The organism is Streptomyces sp. NPDC060064, from assembly GCF_042736455.1.
Taxonomy (GTDB): Bacteria; Actinomycetota; Actinomycetes; order Streptomycetales; family Streptomycetaceae; genus Streptomyces.
In genome coordinates this window covers 405,909-421,339 of record NZ_JBHWWF010000002.1, presented here as the reverse complement: position 1 = coordinate 421,339, position 15,431 = coordinate 405,909, and the positions used below count along the sequence as shown (strand labels likewise).

The 15,431-nt window shown below is 69.8% G+C and carries 15 protein-coding genes; 3 read left to right on the top strand and 12 right to left on the bottom strand.

Annotated elements, in window-relative coordinates:
- Positions 1-407: 407 nt before the first annotated feature.
- Positions 408-1,022 carry a TetR/AcrR family transcriptional regulator gene (locus tag ACFWDI_RS04095; protein ID WP_385301178.1) on the bottom strand — a complete coding sequence of 205 codons (615 nt, stop codon included), beginning with the start codon at positions 1,020-1,022 and terminating at the stop codon, positions 408-410.
- Between the two features lie 124 nt (positions 1,023-1,146).
- On the opposite strand from ACFWDI_RS04095, the gene ACFWDI_RS04090 reads away from it, so the two are divergent.
- Both ACFWDI_RS04090 and ACFWDI_RS04085 read left to right on the top strand, forming a co-directional pair.
- Positions 1,147-1,326: a hypothetical protein gene (locus tag ACFWDI_RS04090; RefSeq protein ID WP_385301177.1), complete on the top strand. Its 180-nt coding sequence runs from the start codon at positions 1,147-1,149 to the stop codon at positions 1,324-1,326.
- Between the two features lie 67 nt (positions 1,327-1,393).
- The gene (locus ACFWDI_RS04085; RefSeq protein WP_385301176.1) at positions 1,394-1,738 is read left to right on the top strand and encodes a DoxX family protein; all 345 of its coding nucleotides are present in this window, start codon (positions 1,394-1,396) and stop codon (positions 1,736-1,738) included.
- Between the two features lie 107 nt (positions 1,739-1,845).
- On the opposite strand, the gene ACFWDI_RS04080 is transcribed toward ACFWDI_RS04085, so the two are convergent.
- The 4 genes from ACFWDI_RS04080 to ACFWDI_RS04065 all read right to left on the bottom strand — a co-directional run bounded on the left by ACFWDI_RS04080 (position 1,846) and on the right by ACFWDI_RS04065 (position 6,947).
- Positions 1,846-2,298: an organic hydroperoxide resistance protein gene (locus ACFWDI_RS04080; protein ID WP_385301238.1), complete on the bottom strand. Its 453-nt coding sequence runs from the start codon at positions 2,296-2,298 to the stop codon at positions 1,846-1,848.
- A gap of 117 nt (positions 2,299-2,415) precedes the next feature.
- Entirely contained in the window at positions 2,416-3,942 is a 1,527-nt protein-coding gene (locus ACFWDI_RS04075; RefSeq protein ID WP_385301175.1) for an ATP-binding protein, read from the bottom strand.
- Complete coding sequence (locus tag ACFWDI_RS04070; RefSeq protein WP_385301174.1) at positions 3,939-5,597, bottom strand: FAD-dependent oxidoreductase; 1,659 nt, start codon at positions 5,595-5,597, stop codon at positions 3,939-3,941. Before ACFWDI_RS04070 ends, ACFWDI_RS04075 begins: the two co-directional genes overlap by 4 nt.
- A 126-nt stretch (positions 5,598-5,723) precedes the next feature.
- The gene (locus ACFWDI_RS04065; RefSeq protein WP_385301173.1) at positions 5,724-6,947 is read right to left on the bottom strand and encodes a PP2C family protein-serine/threonine phosphatase; all 1,224 of its coding nucleotides are present in this window, start codon (positions 6,945-6,947) and stop codon (positions 5,724-5,726) included.
- 333 nt (positions 6,948-7,280) lie between these two features.
- On the opposite strand from ACFWDI_RS04065, the gene ACFWDI_RS04060 reads away from it, so the two are divergent.
- On the top strand, positions 7,281-8,594 hold the full coding sequence (locus tag ACFWDI_RS04060) for an MFS transporter (protein ID WP_385301172.1): 1,314 nt from the start codon (positions 7,281-7,283) through the stop codon (positions 8,592-8,594).
- 69 nt (positions 8,595-8,663) lie between these two features.
- Here the strand turns inward: ACFWDI_RS04060 and ACFWDI_RS04055 are convergent, their stop codons facing one another.
- From ACFWDI_RS04055 to ACFWDI_RS04025, 7 genes are all read right to left on the bottom strand, one after another.
- Entirely contained in the window at positions 8,664-9,305 is a 642-nt protein-coding gene (locus ACFWDI_RS04055) for a hypothetical protein (protein WP_385301171.1), read from the bottom strand.
- A 75-nt stretch (positions 9,306-9,380) separates the two neighbouring features.
- Positions 9,381-10,562 (bottom strand): 4-hydroxybenzoate 3-monooxygenase, encoded by a 1,182-nt coding sequence (locus ACFWDI_RS04050; RefSeq protein ID WP_385301170.1) that lies wholly within the window; start codon positions 10,560-10,562, stop codon positions 9,381-9,383.
- Positions 10,562-11,503: an alpha/beta fold hydrolase gene (locus tag ACFWDI_RS04045; protein WP_385301169.1), complete on the bottom strand. Its 942-nt coding sequence runs from the start codon at positions 11,501-11,503 to the stop codon at positions 10,562-10,564. The genes ACFWDI_RS04050 and ACFWDI_RS04045 overlap by 1 nt, the downstream gene beginning before the upstream one ends.
- Positions 11,503-12,900, bottom strand: coding sequence for a 3-carboxy-cis,cis-muconate cycloisomerase (pcaB, locus tag ACFWDI_RS04040; RefSeq protein WP_385301168.1), 1,398 nt, complete (start codon positions 12,898-12,900; stop codon positions 11,503-11,505). The genes ACFWDI_RS04045 and pcaB overlap by 1 nt, the downstream gene beginning before the upstream one ends.
- A complete protein-coding gene (pcaG, locus tag ACFWDI_RS04035; protein ID WP_385301167.1) occupies positions 12,884-13,432 on the bottom strand; it encodes a protocatechuate 3,4-dioxygenase subunit alpha in 549 nt (182 codons plus the stop codon). The genes pcaB and pcaG overlap by 17 nt, the downstream gene beginning before the upstream one ends.
- On the bottom strand, positions 13,432-14,229 hold the full coding sequence (gene pcaH, locus ACFWDI_RS04030; RefSeq protein ID WP_385301166.1) for a protocatechuate 3,4-dioxygenase subunit beta: 798 nt from the start codon (positions 14,227-14,229) through the stop codon (positions 13,432-13,434). Before pcaH ends, pcaG begins: the two co-directional genes overlap by 1 nt.
- Positions 14,230-14,232: 3 nt before the next feature.
- Positions 14,233-15,423 (bottom strand): thiolase family protein, encoded by a 1,191-nt coding sequence (locus tag ACFWDI_RS04025; protein WP_385301165.1) that lies wholly within the window; start codon positions 15,421-15,423, stop codon positions 14,233-14,235.
- Positions 15,424-15,431 lie beyond the last annotated feature (8 nt).

Here is a 15,431-nt window from a genome sequence, read left to right as displayed (position 1 = left end):
CTCGGACCGGGGTGGGGGATGACGTGCTTGACCCGGGGTTGCTCGACCGCGTCGGCCGGCCGAGGGACAGCAGAGGTCACGCCGGACGCCGCCGGAGTCGCGGAGCCGGCGGGGCTGCGGCTGCGGCTGCGGCTGCGGCTGCGGCTGCTCGAGGCGTGCGGCCTTGGCCAGAAACTGCGCCCTGCTGATCCCGTGGCCGCGCACTACGTCTCCCCATGTGTTCGTCCACCGCTCGCTGTCCCACCGTTCCGCGACACGGTGTCCAGTCTTGCCGGCGGGACCACATCGGTCGTCGTCCATGGTCTACACACAGGCGACCGAGGTATGAACTCGCCGTCCCACAGAGCGACTTAGGCCGTACCCACACCCCGTCCGAGGCTGGAGTCGGGTCGGGTCGGGCTTGTTGATCAAGGTCGGCAGACGCGCTGTACGAGATCCTGCCAGCCCTGTGCGAGCCGTTCCTCGGTCCGGACCGGGGTTTCGGTGAGGTCGGACGCCGACAGGTAGAGCAGGAGGGGGCCGTCCAGAGCGGCGGTGAGCTGTACGGCCAGCACATCGAGGTCGGCGGCGCCGAGGTGCATCCGCCCCAGCAGCATGCGGATGTGCATCCGGGAGAAGGGCGTCTCCGATCCGGCCGGTACGGGCTGGCTGCCGTCCAGGGCGGCGCGGGCGATCTCGCGGTGCCGGATCAGGAAGCCGACTCGGGCCCGGCCGTAGGCGATCAGGCGGTCCAGCGGCGCGGCGCCCGGGCCCAGCGGCGGCGGCCCGGACAGCACCTGCTCCTGGAAGGCCCGCTCGTCGTCGTCCAGCAGCGCCTGGAAGATCCCCGCACGGGTGCCGAACCGGCGGAACACTGTCCCTTTGCCCAGGCCCGCTCGTTCGGCCAGTCCGTCCATGGTCAGTGTGTCCGCACCCTGTTCGGCGAGCATCTCGCGGGCGGTGGCCAGCAGATGCAGCCGGTTGCGTACGGCGTCTGCGCGCTCGACGCGCGGCGCTCCCAGGGGCAGAACGGGTCGATCCACAGGACTCACTCTACGGCCGGAATAACAAGCGGGGTAAAGTCCGTTTACGCTTGCGTCCGGCGAACCCGCCGACACGCCACCGGGACCATCCCGGAGCGCAACGCACTGACCTGGAGAAACACTGATGAGCCTGTTCCGTCTGGACGCGAGCATCCTGCCCGCCACCTCGACCAGCGCCGAGCTCGCCGACCTGGTGGAAGCCGAATGGTCCGCAGCCCGCCCCGGCGAGCCGGTCGTCCGCCGCAGCCACCAGCCGCCGCGCCCACCAACGGCCACGCTCACAGTGAGCCGGTCGACCGCCTGAACAGTCGGGTGACATTGCGTGCTGCCCAGCTTCAACACCGCTCCCGACCAGCTCTAAGGACCCTCGCATGTTCATCGCCACCACCGTCGTCTCCGCCGTGCTCGCCGCGCTCCTGGTGCTCTCGGCCACGGGCAAACTCCGCAGCGACCCCGCCCAGCTCAAGGTCATGCAGACCGTCGGGTTCCCCGTCGACAAACTGTGGCTCCTGGCCACCGCCGAGATCGCCGGCGCCGCCGGCCTCCTCATCGGTCTCTTCTGGTGGCCGCTCGGCGTCGCCGCCGCCATCGGCGTCATCCTCTATTTCATCGGCGCGGTCGGCTCCCATCTGCGCGTCCGGGACCCCGCTACGAACGCGGCCATTCCCCTCGTCCTCGCCATTGCCGCGCTCACGCTGCGCCTGGCGACCATCTGACGGCGCGCCGATTCCCGCTGGGGAGACGGACCGATAACCGTCACAGATCGCCGCGCATCCACCCGGCGAGGGTGAATGCGCGGTGATGGACCTTCTGCGACGTCGGCTCACCCGCCCCCGAGCGAGCCGACGTCGTGACCGTTGGCGGTCAGCGTGACGTCGATGTTGCCCCGTGTGGCATTCGAGTAAGGACACACCTGATGTGCGGCAGCGACGATCCGCGCTGCCTGCTCAGGATCCTGAATCTGCGGCAGGGTTGCATGGAGCTCCACCGCGATCTTGAAACCACGATCCGCGGTGGGAAGGAGGCTGACACGACTGTCGATCGAAACGTCGCCCGCCTCGACGCGTTCGCGACGCCCCACCACGCCGAGTGCACTCTCGAAGCAGGCCGCATAACCCACTGCGAAGAGCTGCTCCGGGTTCGTGCCACCCCCATCGCCGCCCATCTCTTTCGGCGCACGGAGCTGGACGTCCAAGACTCCGTCATTTGTGCGCCCATGGCCGCTTGTGCGACCGCCTGTCACGGTTGCCTCCGCCGTGTAAAGAACTCGTGCCATCTCGACCTCCACTCTGGATCTCCCGGCGACTCACCGCACCCCCAACGTCGCCGAAGCAAGTGACGGCGACACGACGGGGCGTCCGGGGCAGGACCGTTCCGGCAGGGGATTCCTTTCTCATGCGGGCACCTCTCCTGCGGGCACCTCTCCTGTCGGGACGGCAGGTTCGGTTCGGGAGTTCTCGGCAGCACCGTGCGGCGGTTCCTCGGGGTTCGAGGGCGGTGTGATCGGCAGGCAGACGCGGAATCTCGTGTCGCCCGGCCGCGAGTCCACTCTGATGTCGCCATGGTGCTTGTTGACCACGATGCGGTAGGAGATGTCGAGGCCCAGACCGGTGCCCTCGCCCACCGGCTTCGTAGTGAAGAAGGGCTCGAAGATCCGCGGGCGAATGTCGGCGGGGATGCCGGAGCCGGTGTCGCGGACCTCGACGAAGAGTCGATCGCCGTCGCGCCAGGTGGCAATCGTGAGGGTACCGCTGCCGTTCATCGCGCCGAGTGCGTTGTCGATGAGGTTCGTCCAGACCTGGTTGAGCTCCGCGCCGTACGCCGGAATGGGCGGCAAGCCGCGGTCGTACTCCTTCACCACCCGCACGTCCGGGGGGATTTTGGCCTGCAGCATCACCACGGTGGCGTCGAGGAGTTCATGGACGTCGACGGGCTGCTGAGCGGCACGGTCGAGCTGGGAGTACTGGCGTGCCGCATCCACCAGACCCGAGATGCGGTTGACGGCATCCTCGATCTCTCCCATCAGGAGCTCGGTGTCGATCGTGTACGTCAGCCATCCCACCGCGGCCTGCCGGTTCTCGTCGCCCAGGCTGTCGGTCGCCTCGGACAGCCATGAGGCGTCGACGCCGCCGGCGACCAGGGTGGGGGCGATGTCCCAGGGCCGGCCGACGTCGTGGTCCTCCAGCCAGTCGGTGACTTCGTCCTCGGCGTCGGAGGCCTCGATCGCCGACAGCTTGGGGGCGTTGGAGGCGCGCTGGACGGCTGCGTCCTGCATCTCGACCAGGTGGTGCAGACGGGTGCCGTCCACACGGCCGTCGGCGATGAGGGCGAGCTTGTGGCGCATTTTGGTGACCCGGTCGCGCAGCGAGTCGGTGGCGCGTACGGCTGCCGCCGCGGGGTTGTTGAGCTCGTGGGTGAGTCCGGCGGTGAGCGAGCCGAGGGCCTCCAGGCGTTCGCGTTCGCCGATGATGGTGTTACTGGCACGGGTGCCGAAGAAGAGGCCTTCGAGCAGATGCAGGGCCATGGGGAACCAGGTGCGTACCGCGTAGGCGAACTCTTCGGCGGGCAGCACGAAGAGTTCGACGTCCGTGATGGCTTGCAGCGTGTTGGGGTAGGCCTGGTCCACCCGGTCCCCGAGGTAGGCCTGAGTGGCTCCGCTGTAGACGCCTACTTGATCGGTGCGGCCGAACTCTATGTCGTCGCCGTGGAGGCGGCGGACGAGGGCGACCGTGCCACTGAGAAGTACGAAGAAGCAGGTGGCGGCCTCGCCCTGGGAGTAGACGGGCGCTCCACCGGGTCGCGCCTCGACGCGGCCGCGCTCGGCGAGCCAGGCCAGTTGCTCGTCGTCGAGGGCCTCGAAGAGGAACAGGGTCTGCAGTTCGGCCGGGCTGAGCCTGTCGCGCGGGCTCGGGGCATTCATTGCGCCTCCAGGTAACGGTGCACCAGGGAGACGGCCATGGCGCCCTCCCCCACCGCGGATGCGACCCGTTTGACCGATTCGGCCCGTACGTCGCCGGCGGCGAAGACACCGGGCACGCTGGTCTCGAGGTGGTAGGGGTCCCGTGACAGCGGCCAGCGCGCGGGACGCGCTCCCCCGGACAGCAGGTCGGGACCGGTCAGCACGAAACCCCGTTCGTCACGGTCGACGACACCGTCGAGCCATTGCGTGGGCGGTTCCGCGCCGATGAAGACGAAGAGCCATGAGGCATCGGTCGTGGTGACGGCACCCGTGCGGTTGTCACGCAGTATCAGGCGCTGAAGATGCCTGTCGCCCTCTCCGCCCGCCACTTCGGTGTGCGGGTGAACCTGGATACTGGCGATGTCGTCGATCTGCTGTACCAGGTAGTGCGACATCGACCGCGTCAAGTCGGTTCCCCGGACCAGGAGATGGACGCGGTCGGCGTAGCGGGAGAAGTAGACGGCGGCCTGGCCGGCGGAGTTGGCCCCGCCGACGATGTACACGTCTTCCCCCGTGCAGCTGGCCGCTTCGAAGGAGGCCGAGCCGTAGAAGACGCCCGCTCCGGTGAACTCATCAAGGCCCGGCCCCGCCAGCCGCCGGTACGACACCCCCGTGGCCAGCACCACGGTATGCGCCCCGATCGAGGTCCCGTCGCTGAAGTGCAGCACCCGGCCTGCCCCGGCCGCCTCGAGCGACACCACTTCTCGGGCGCTGAGGATCTCGGCGCCGAAACGGGTGGCCTGCCGACGTGCGCGTTCCGTCAGCTGCGCCCCGGACACTCCGTCGGGGAAACCCAGGTAGTTCTCGATACGGCTGCTCTGGCCGGCCTGCCCTCCGGTTGCGCTCCGCTCCACCAGTACCGTGCGCAGCCCCTCGGAGGCCGCGTATACGGCGGCGCCGAGACCTGCGGGGCCCGCGCCGATGACGACAACGTCGTAGAAGTCGGAGGCCGGGGTGGTGCTCAGCCCCACCTGGGCGGCAAGCTCGGCCTCGCTCGGCGCCTGCAGGGTTTTGCCGTCGGCCGTGATCACCAGCGGCACGTCGTCGGCGCTGAGCCCGGCCGCATCCAGCAGCCGCCCGCCTTCGGGGTCGTCCGCGGCGATCCAGATGTAGGGCACAAGATTGCGGGCAAGGAATTCCCGCACCGCGAAAGACGGCGCCGACCAACGGTGGCCGACGATCCGTGTCTCCCCCGCCTCCGGGTCGGGCGCGCTCGCCCACACTTCCAGCAGCGCGTCCAGCACCGGATAGAGATTCTCCTCCGGCGGGCTCCACGGCTTGAGCAGGTAGTGATCGAGATCGACGATGTTGATCGCATCAATGGCTGCGCCGGTGTCGGCGTACGCCGTCAGAAGCACCCGTCTGGCCAGCGGGAAGAGGTCCATGGCCGCTTCCAGGAACTGCACCCCGTTCATCGTCGGCATGCGGTAGTCGGCGATCATCACCGCGAGCGGCTCGCCTCGCAGTTTGACCTCCCGCAAAGCTTCCAATGCCTCTTCACCCGAAGGTGCGCGGAGCACGCGATACCGCTCGCCGTACCGGCGCCGGAGGTCGCGGGCGATGGCTCGGGACACTCCCGGATCGTCGTCGACGGTCAGGATGGTCGGCTTCGCCATGCCCACCATCATGCGCCGCACCGATGACCATTGCGATGCGGAAACCCAACATCACCGGGTTCGGCTCCGGCAGCGATCTCCGGAGGCCGGAGCGCGGAGCTCCGGAAGGGATCGAGACGGGCGGCGTCACAGTCGAACGATGACGAGGGCGATGTCGTCGCGGGCCCCGCCACTCACGTCGAGACGGGCCAGTACGGCGTCAGCGAGGCCTTCCGCTCCGAGTCGCCGGTGGTGGGTCAGGGCATCGGTGAGGCGGGTGAGGCCGATGTCGATATCTTCGCCTCGGCGCTCGACAAGTCCGTCGGTGTAGAGCACGAGGGTGGAGTCGGGGATGTAGGCGCGGCTGCTCTCGGGGCGGGGAGCATGTGCGGGTCGGGCGCCCAGCGGCGGGTCGGTGGCCCGGTCCAGGAGCTCGCAGGCACCGTCCGGATGCAGCAGGATGGGCGGTGGGTGGCCGGCGCTGCTGTAGGTGATCAGACGGCGACCGGTGTCGATCAGTACCTGGGCGGCGGTGGCGGCCAGCGCCCCGTCGACGGAACGGGCGTAGAGACCCAGCACTTCCAGTGCTTTGGCCGGACCTTCGACTGCCCGGGCCGCGGCGCTCAACGCGCTGCGAAGCATTCCCATGACGGTGGCGGCTTGCAGCCCGTGGCCCACCACGTCACCGACCGCTACGGCGAAGCAGCCGTCGGGAAGATCGACGATGTCGTACCAATCGCCGCACACGTTCAGCGATCCGATGGCGGGCAGATAGCGCACCGCGATGTCCGTGTGCTTGCTCAGATCGGGTACATGGAGCATGGCCTCCTGCAGTGCGAGCGCGACGTGGCGTTCACGGGCGTGTGCCTGGCGCAGTTCTTCGTTGAGTCGCTGCAGTTCGCGTGCCCGCGCGTAGAGCTCGGCTTCCATCTCCTCGCCCCCCGTGCTGTGGGTTGTGCCCGGGCGACGCGCGTGGATGAAGGCGGTTACGTCCTCGACCCGGTGAATGACCCATGCGACGGTGCCGTTCGGCTTCAGGACCGGGGTGTTGATCGTGGACCACCACCGCTCCTCGAACCGACCGGGCCTGTCGGTGAGTGGGATGTCGTACCTCTGCAGGGCCATCGAGTCGGGCTTACGGGAGTTCAGAACGCGGTGGAGCGACGACTCGAGATTCGGCACCCCGTCGGCTTCGGGGTCCGCGGGATTGTCGGGAAAGGCATCGAAGACGTACTGCCCGACCAGTTCTTCTCTCGTGCGGAGCGTGGCCTGAAGATATGCGTCGTTGACGTCGACGATGAAGAAGTCTGTGTCGAGCACCAGGTAGGGGCTGGGTGTGGCGGCAAACAGCGCTGCGTAGTCGAGAGTCATGCCATCACGCGCCTGCCCGTTCCTGCGGTCCATGGCCCTGCCCACTGATCAATCTACGAGGCTTCCAGCACTCCCGCGCGGGCTGAAGCCCGGGACTCGGGGGCCCCAGCCGTGTGTTCAGCTCCCTTCGCCCAGTGGACGGCAAACTCCCGCCACCGGCGCATTGACACCCGCCCGCCTCGCCCCGACACTCATCGCAATCGAATAGTGAAATGAAGTTCACCAGACGAACACAGTCGCTCTCGCTCGCTTCCAGGGACACATATGACTTCCACCGGTACACCGGGCGCGCGGAACCCGGCCCCTGAACGACCGACGCACACATTCCGCAGCGTGCTCCCCGTCCTCGCCCTCTGCTGGCTCGCCGTCTTCTTCGACGGCATGGATGTCAACATCTACGGCGCCGTCATGCCGCACATGCTCGACGACCCCGGCCTCGGGCTGACCCCGGCCAGTGCGGGCACCATCGGAAGCTGGACCACCTTCGGCATGCTCATCGGCGCACTCGTCGCCGGAAACATCACCGACTGGCTCGGCCGCCGGCCCGTGCTCATCGTGAGCGTGACGCTCTTCTCCATCGCCTCCGCCGTCTGTGCGACGGCCGGCTCCCCCGCGCTGTTCGGAACCGGCCGCTTCATCGCGGGCCTCGGCCTCGGCGGACTCATGCCGCTCTGTCTGGCCATGGTGATGGAGTTCGCGCCGCCGCGTCGCGCCGCACTGACCACCGGGCTGCTGATGACCTCGTACCACTTCGGTGGCATGGCAGCCACGGGGCTCGGACTGACGGTGGCACCCTCGGTCGGCTGGCGCTGGGTGTTCTGGGCGGGCGTGCTCCCCGCGGCGATCGTCGTGCCCCTGCTGTACAAGGTGCTGCCCGAGTCCCCCGGTGTGCTGCTCGCCCGCGGCGAGCCGGACAGGGCCGACGCGGTCGCCGACCGGTTCGGTCTTCCTCGCCCTACCCCCGTCGAGGCCCCGGCCTCCGGAGCGAAGGGCCGCTTCGACGCCGTACTGGCCCTGTTCCGGCCGGAGTCCCGCTGGGCGACGCCCCTCCTCTGGCTGGCCTCGTTCTGCGGTCTGCTCCTCGTGTACGGCGTGTCCACCTGGCTGCCGCAGCTGATGCGGGCTTCCGGCTACGGACTCACCTCCTCCGTCAGCTTCCTGCTTGTCATCAACGCCGGCGGCATCGTCGGCATGCTGATCGCCGGGCGTACGGCGGACCGGTTCGGCGCGGTCAAGGTCTCGGCGATCTGGTTCCTCCTCACCGCGACGGGCGCACTCCTGCTGAAGTCGCACCTGCCGCTGGGGATCACCTACGTCGTCGTGGCCTTCACCGGGGTCTGGCTGTTCAGCGCTCAGGTGATGGTGTACGCGGCCACCAACACGGTCTACCGGGGCAGCGAACGCGCAGCGGGCCTCGGCTGGGTGACGGGCGTCGGGCGTACGGGTGCCGTGCTCGGCCCGTGGATGGGCGGCGCGCTGGCCCAGGGCGGCAACGAGAGCTGGGGCTTCACTGCATTCGCTCTGGCAGGCCTGCTCGGGGCGATCGCGGTGTCCCTCGTCCCGCTGGCGGCCCGGCTGGGCAGCCATGGCGCGGGCGCGTCCGCACGGGCGGTGAAGGCGTCGCCGGTGACGGCCGCCGACGGCTGACCTCTCCCCGCCCCCGGACAGACCAGGGTCGGCCGAAAGCAATCCCGCATCCGGCCGGCCTCTGGTCTTTCACTGGATGAAATGCTCCCAGAACGTCACCGACGCCGGCGGATTGGCGGGGGCATCCTCGTGTTCACCCTCGTGTTCGTCTTCATCTTCGTCTTCGTCTTCGTCTTCGTCTTCGACGAACTCATGGCTGATGTAGTCGGCCAGGTCGACGCCGTAGTAGATGATGTCCGTGCCCCACATCGAGAGGACAGGCCGCCCGAAGGTCCCCTGTCCCGCGGGCAGGAACCGGTGCGCATAGACCGGAACCAGCTGCGGCACCAAGGCCAGATGGTTCCGCGCCTCAGTAAGAGCGTCCTCGAGTACAGAGGGACGGGTGCCCCACGCCGGATGCCAGTAGCCGTGTTCGACGCTTCGCAGGACTCCGTCGGTGGGCCAGGCGAGGCGATACCGCAGATCGTCCTCGTCGCCGCTGCGCCAGTCCGGCCAGGGCTTCTCCCACGTCGCTGCCTCGTCAGGCGGTTGGCTGACCGGCAGGCCGGCTGCCAGGAAGGCGCGGTGGTCGTCGGAGAAACGGAAGCCGTATGTCGTCTCGATGCGGTGGAACTCGTCGTCGCTGAGGCCTGGTTCGATCTCGCAGCAGTCGGCCTCAGCCAGGCGACGTGCCGCTTCGGCCCCGAGCAGGGCCCCCTCGCTGTTGATCACGCATGCACCCTAGTCATCGGCGAGGGAAGCCTGCTCGGCATTTTCCGTGCGCCCGGGCCCGGCTGTCGCCCTGCCTCACGCGATCGGCAGCCCGGTGTAGTTGGCCGCCAACTCCGCTGCCGCGTGCGGCGAGTTCGCCACGCGCTGCAGCTGGGACAGCTGCAGACGGGTGTCGAAGGCAGACTGGGACGGGTCCGTGTGGAGCATCGTCGTCATGAAGTACGAGAAGTGCTCCGCCCGCCAGACCCGGCGCAGGCAGGTGTCGGAGTAGGCGTCGAGCAACTCCGGCGAGCCCGACTTCTGCTCGTGGATCAATGCGCGGGCGAGGACGATCACGTCGGATGCCGCCAGGTTGAGGCCCTTCGCGCCCGTCGGCGGGACAATGTGCGCCGCGTCCCCGGCCAGGAAGACACGGCCGAAGCGCATCGGCTCGGTCACCGAACTGCGCATCGGGAGAACCGCCTTGGAGGAGACGGGACCTCGCTCGAGCTTCCAGCCGGGGTCGGTGCCGATGGCGAAGCGGGCGTCCAGTTCGTCCCAGACGCGCTCGTCCGGCCAGTCGGCGGGATCGGTGTCGTTGGGGACCTGGAGGTAGAGCCGGCTGACGGCGGGCGACCGCATGCTGGCCAGGGCGAAGCCACGCGCCGAGTGGGCGTAGATCAACTCGTCGTAGACCGGGGGTGCTTGGGCGAGAATCCCCAGCCAGGAGTAGGGGTGGATACGCTCGTACGTCGTCCGGACCGACTCGGGGACCGCGTTGCGCGTCACCCCGTGGAAGCCGTCGCAGCCCACGACATAGTCACAGGTGAGGGTCTGCTCCCGTCCCTCGTGCACGTAGTGGACGACCGGCCGGTCGCCTTCGGCGCCCTCCACCGAGCGCACCTCCGCCTCGAACAACAGCGGTCCGCCGTCGATGAGCTGGCGGGCTATCAAATCCTTCACCACTTCGGTCTGCGCATACACCATCACGCTCCTGCCGCCGGTGAGAGCGGGGAAGTCGAGCCGGTGGGCGCCTCGGTCGAAGCGCAGCTCGATACCGTCGTGGACCATCCCCTCGCGGTCCATGCGCTCCGCGACTCCGGCGGAGCGCAGGGCGTCCACCGTGCCCTGTTCGAGGATGCCTGCACGCTGGCGGTTCTCGACGTACGCGCGGTCGCGCGACTCCAGGGTCACGCTGTCGATGCCGGCGTTGCGCAGCAGCCGGGCGAGCAGCAGTCCGGCGGGGCCGCCGCCGATGATGCCGACGGTGGTGTGCATCAGCGATCCTCTTCCCAGGGGTGGTTCACATCGTGTTCGCGCAGGACGTCGGCAATCTCGTCCGGAGTCAGGCCGTTGCGCAGGGCGGCGCGGACGTGCATCGCGAGCTCTTCCCTGAGCACCGCCCTGCGCACTGCCATCCCGTCGCCGCCGCGGTCCGGGCCGATGCCGTCCGGGGCGGATCCGAGTCGGGTGAGCAGGGCGTCGAGTACAGCGCGGGGCTGCTCGACATTGGCCAGATGGGCGGCGCGCGGCAGTTCGACGAGGTGGGTGTCGCGGATGCCGTCGGCGAGGGCCCGTGCGTGGGGTGGCGGCGTGGCTTTGTCGTCGCGGCCGGCGACGACAAGGGTCGGCGCGGTGATACGGGCAAGGTCGGGCCGCAGATCGAGGCCGGCGAGCACTTCGCAGCAGCCCGCGTAGCTCTCCGGATCAACGGATCGAAGGTCGGCGGGCAGCGAGTCGACGGCGAGATCGCCCGAGGCCGCGAAGGCGGGCGTGAACCAGCGGTCGCGCGCGGTCGCGGCGAGCGGCTCCGCCCCCTTCGTCCTCATCAACTCGGCTCGGTCCAGCCAGGGTTGGGGTTCGCCGAACCGTGCCGATGAGCACACGAGGGTGAGCGAGGTGATCCGGGACGGATGGTGCGCGGCCAGCCATGTGCCGACCGCTCCGCCGAGCGAGATGCCCGCGTACGCGAAGGAGTCATGGCCCAGGGAATCGGCGAGGTCGAGCACCAGACGTCCCAGGTCTGCCATGGCGGCAGGAGTGGGAAGCAGGCCGGTCGGCGAGGCCCCGTGGCCCGGCAGGTCCCAGCGGACGACTCGATACTGCCGGGCGAGCGCGGGGGCCTGCTTGTCCCAGACGGCGAGCGATGTGCCCAACGACGGCCCGAGGTAGAGCGAGGGTGCGTCGAGGGGTCCCTCGGCTCGGTGGTGAAGAGTCATCAGAGGCCCCGGTGAGGGTGGCGGGCGAGCGCGCGGTCGATGAGCGAGGCGGCGGAGCCGAGGTACCCGAGAGGGTCGGCGAGTCTGTGCAGCAGCGCCTCGGGGAGCCCGCCCGATTCCTGTCGCAGGGCCTCGACCAGTCCGGTGCCGTGCTCGGCGGCGCGCCGCGAGGCCTTCGCGAGCAGTTCCTTCGCGGCGCCGCGGCCGATGACCGGGGCGAGCTCGGCGCTCAGCCGTTCACTGAGAATCAGACCGCCGGTCAGATCGAGGTTCATGCGCATCCTTTCCGGCAGGATCAGCAGATCGGCGCAGAGTTCGGCCGCGTTGTGGGCGGCCCCGCCGGTCAGGCGCAGGGCGTCGCGCAGGGGCTGCCACTCCGCGTGCCAGGCTCCTGCGGGCCGTTCGTCCTCCGCGGCCAGCGAACCGTGGAGAACGGCCGACAGCGACGGTACCTGGCGGGCGGCGGAGGCGATCAGGGTCGCCCTGACCGGGTTGCTCTTGTGGGGCATGGCGGAGGAGTCACCGCCGGCCGACTCGGCGACCTCCCCGATCTCGGTACGGGAGAGCACCAGGACATCGGCGGCGATCTTGCCCAGTGCGCCGGCGGTGAACGCGAGTGCGCTCCCGAGGTCGGCGACCGGCGTACGGAGCGTGTGCCACGGCATGTCGGGGGCGGCGAGGCCGAGTTCGGCGGCGTACGCGGCGATCAGCGCCAGGCCCACGTCTTCCTCGTTGTCGCCATGGTTCGCGTACGCGTGGAAGGCGGCCAGTGTGCCTGCCGCGCCACCGAGTTGGGCGGGCAGCGAGAGCCGAACGCGGGCGAGACGGTCGTGGGCGTCCAGGACGAGGGAGCGCCATCCGGCGGCCTTGAGACCGAAGGTGGTGGGAACGGCGTGCTGCGTGAGTGTGCGCGCGGGCATCGGCGTGCCGCGGTGCGCGTCCGCCAGCAGGGCCAGCTCTTCGCCGATACGCACCAGTTCGGCGGTGGTCAGATCCAGCGTCCTGGCGGCGACCAGCATGAGCGCGGTGTCGACGATGTCCTGGCTCGTGGCTCCGCGGTGGACGAACTCGGCGTGTTCCGGGGCACGTTGGGCCACCTTGTGTGTGAGGTCGGCGACGAGCGGGAGGACCGGGTTGCCGCCGCCTCGGGCGCGCAGCGCCAGGGAGCGGGCGTCGAACCGGTCCGCGTGGGCGGCCTCGGTGACGGAGTGGCCCGCCGCTGCCGGTGCCAGTCCGACGGCGGACTGCGCCCGGGTCAGGGCGGCTTCGGCGTCGAGCAGAGCCTGCAGGACCGCCCGGTCGCCGGTGGCCGCCTCGGCGGGGCTGCCTGCCCTGACGGGTGCGAGCAACCCGGTGTCCCACTCCGGGCAGCCGGCCGTCTCATCGGTGGAAGTCAAGGAAGACCGTCTCCTTCTCCCCCTGCAGATGAATGTCGAAGCGGTAGGTCCGCTCCCGCTCCTCGTGTGCGATCAGGGTGTCCCTGCGCTCCTGAGGCAGGGCGGACAGCAGCGGGTCCGAGGCCGGCTGTGCGAAGTAGGCGCGGGTGAACAGGTGGTGCATGAGCCCGCGGGCGAAGACACACACCGCCAGATACGGCGCGGTGGCGGGCGGCGCGAGGGTGCGCACCGCCCAGTGGCCGTCCGCGTCGGTGGCCACACGGCCGAAGCCGGTGAAGTCCACCCCGTTGCGATCGAGGAAGCCGCCCGTCACCGGGTCGCGCCGCAGTGAACCGGGCCGCCCGGTGCCGTCCGGCCCGCTCTGCCAGGTCTCCAGCAGCGCGTCGGGCACCGGGTCGCCGTTCCCGTCGCGCACATACCCGTGAACGGTCAGTGTTTCGGGATGACCGGCGGGAGCGATGTCGCCGCCGCCGGGGAACGGCAGGGCATATCCGTAGAACGGGCCGACGGTCTGGGAGGGGGTGGGGTGCATCAATGGTCCTCCGGGTCCGGGAGCGTGGCGGCGGGCCCCTCGAGGACGATGTCCCAGCGGTAGCCGAGTGCCCATTCGGGGGTGGACAGCTCGTGGCGGTATTCGGCGACCAGCCGGGCGCGGGCGTCGGCGTCGGTGACGGACTGAAGGATCGGGTCGTACGGGAAGAGCGGATCGCCGGGGAAGTACATCTGGGTCACCAGGCGCTGGGTGAACCGGGTACCGAAGAGCGAGAAGTGGATGTGTGCCGGCCGCCAGGCGTTGACGTGATTGCGCCAGGGGTACGCGCCCGGCTTGATCGTGGTGAACCGGTACTGCCCGTGGTCGTCGGTCAGACAGCGGCCCACGCCGGTGAAGTTCGGGTCGAGGGGCGCCGGGTGCTGGTCGCGCTGGTGGGCGTATCGGCCCGAGGCGTTCGCCTGCCACACCTCGACGAGCTGCCGGCGCACCGGCCGGCCCGCCCGGTCGAGCACCCGGCCGGTGACGACGATCCGTTCGCCGAGCGGTTCGCCCGCGTGCTGCCGGGTCAGATCCGCGTCGAGTTCGGTGACATCGGTGACGCCGAAGACCGGTCCGGACACTTCGGCGGCCTCGGGATCGTCACGGACGGCGACCAGGGGCCGGTGGGGATGGCGCAGCAGGCTGCTGCGGTAGGGAGCGAAGTCGCGGCCCGGGTGGTGCGGTGGGGCGCTGCCGCCCGCCACGGCCTTCCGGACGGCTTCGTGGGCATCGGTGATCTCCGCGCTGATCTGCTGCTGGGTCAGCTGGTTGGGGATCGCCGGCCGGCCGGCGGTCATGGGTCACTTCTCCAGTACGAGTGCCAGGCCCTGCCCCACGCCGATACACAGGGCGGCGATGCCGGTGCCGGAACCCGCTGCGGCAAGCTGGTGGGCGACGGCTCCGGTGATACGGGCGCCCGACGCGCCGAGCGGATGGCCGAGGGAGATGGCGCCGCCACGCGGGTTGACCACGGCCGGGTCCAGTCCGGGCCACTGACCGACGCAGGCGAGTGCCTGGGCCGCGAACGCCTCGTTGAGTTCAAGGGTGCTGAGGTCTCCGAGGTCGCGGCCGGCCCTCTTGAGTGCACGGTGGACCGCTTCGACGGGCCCGGCTCCGAAGTACTGCGGCTCGATGCCGGTCACGGCAGTGGCTCCGATCCTGGCCAGCGGCTCGCGTCCGGTGGCGCGCAGGCCGTCCTCGTCGGTGAGCAGCAGGGCCGCGGCGCCGTCGTTGAGCGGTGAGGAGTTGCCCGCCGTGACGGTGCCGCCCTGGCGGAAGACGGGCTTGAGCTTGGCGAGGGCCTCGGTCGAGGTGTTGTCACGGATGCTTTCGTCCCGGGCCAGATCGACGCCGTCGAAGGGGACGACCTCGGAGTCGTACAGACCTGCCTCCCAGGCACGGGCGGCCTTCTGGTGGCTTTCGAGGGCGAAGGCGTCCTGCGCCTCGCGGTCGATGCCGTACCGGTCGGCGATCAGCTCGGCGCCTTCACCGAGGGAGACCGTCCACTCCTTGGGCATACGCGGGTTGACCATCCGCCAGCCGAGGGTGGTCGAGAACATCTCCTGATGACCCGCGGGGAAGGCGCGTTCGGGCTTGGGCACCACCCAGGGCGCGCGGCTCATCGACTCGACTCCGCCCGCGACCGCGATGGACGCGTCCCCGACGGCGATGGCCCGGGCGGCCTGGATGACCGCTTCCATGCCGGAGCCGCAGAGCCGGTTGACCGTAGCGCCGGGCACGGTGACGGGGAGCCCGGCCAGCAGCACGGCCATGCGTGCGACGTCGCGGTTCTCCTCCCCCGCCCCGTTGGCGTTGCCGAAGAAGACATCGTCGATACGCGCCGGGTCGAGGTGGGGTGTACGGGAGACGAGGGCGCCGAGCACACCGGCTGCGAGGTCGTCGGGCCGTATACCGGCGAGCGCGCCGCCGTACTTGCCTATCGGAGTGCGGACGGCGTCGACGACATAGACATCACGGAGGCGGTCGGTCATATCAGCTC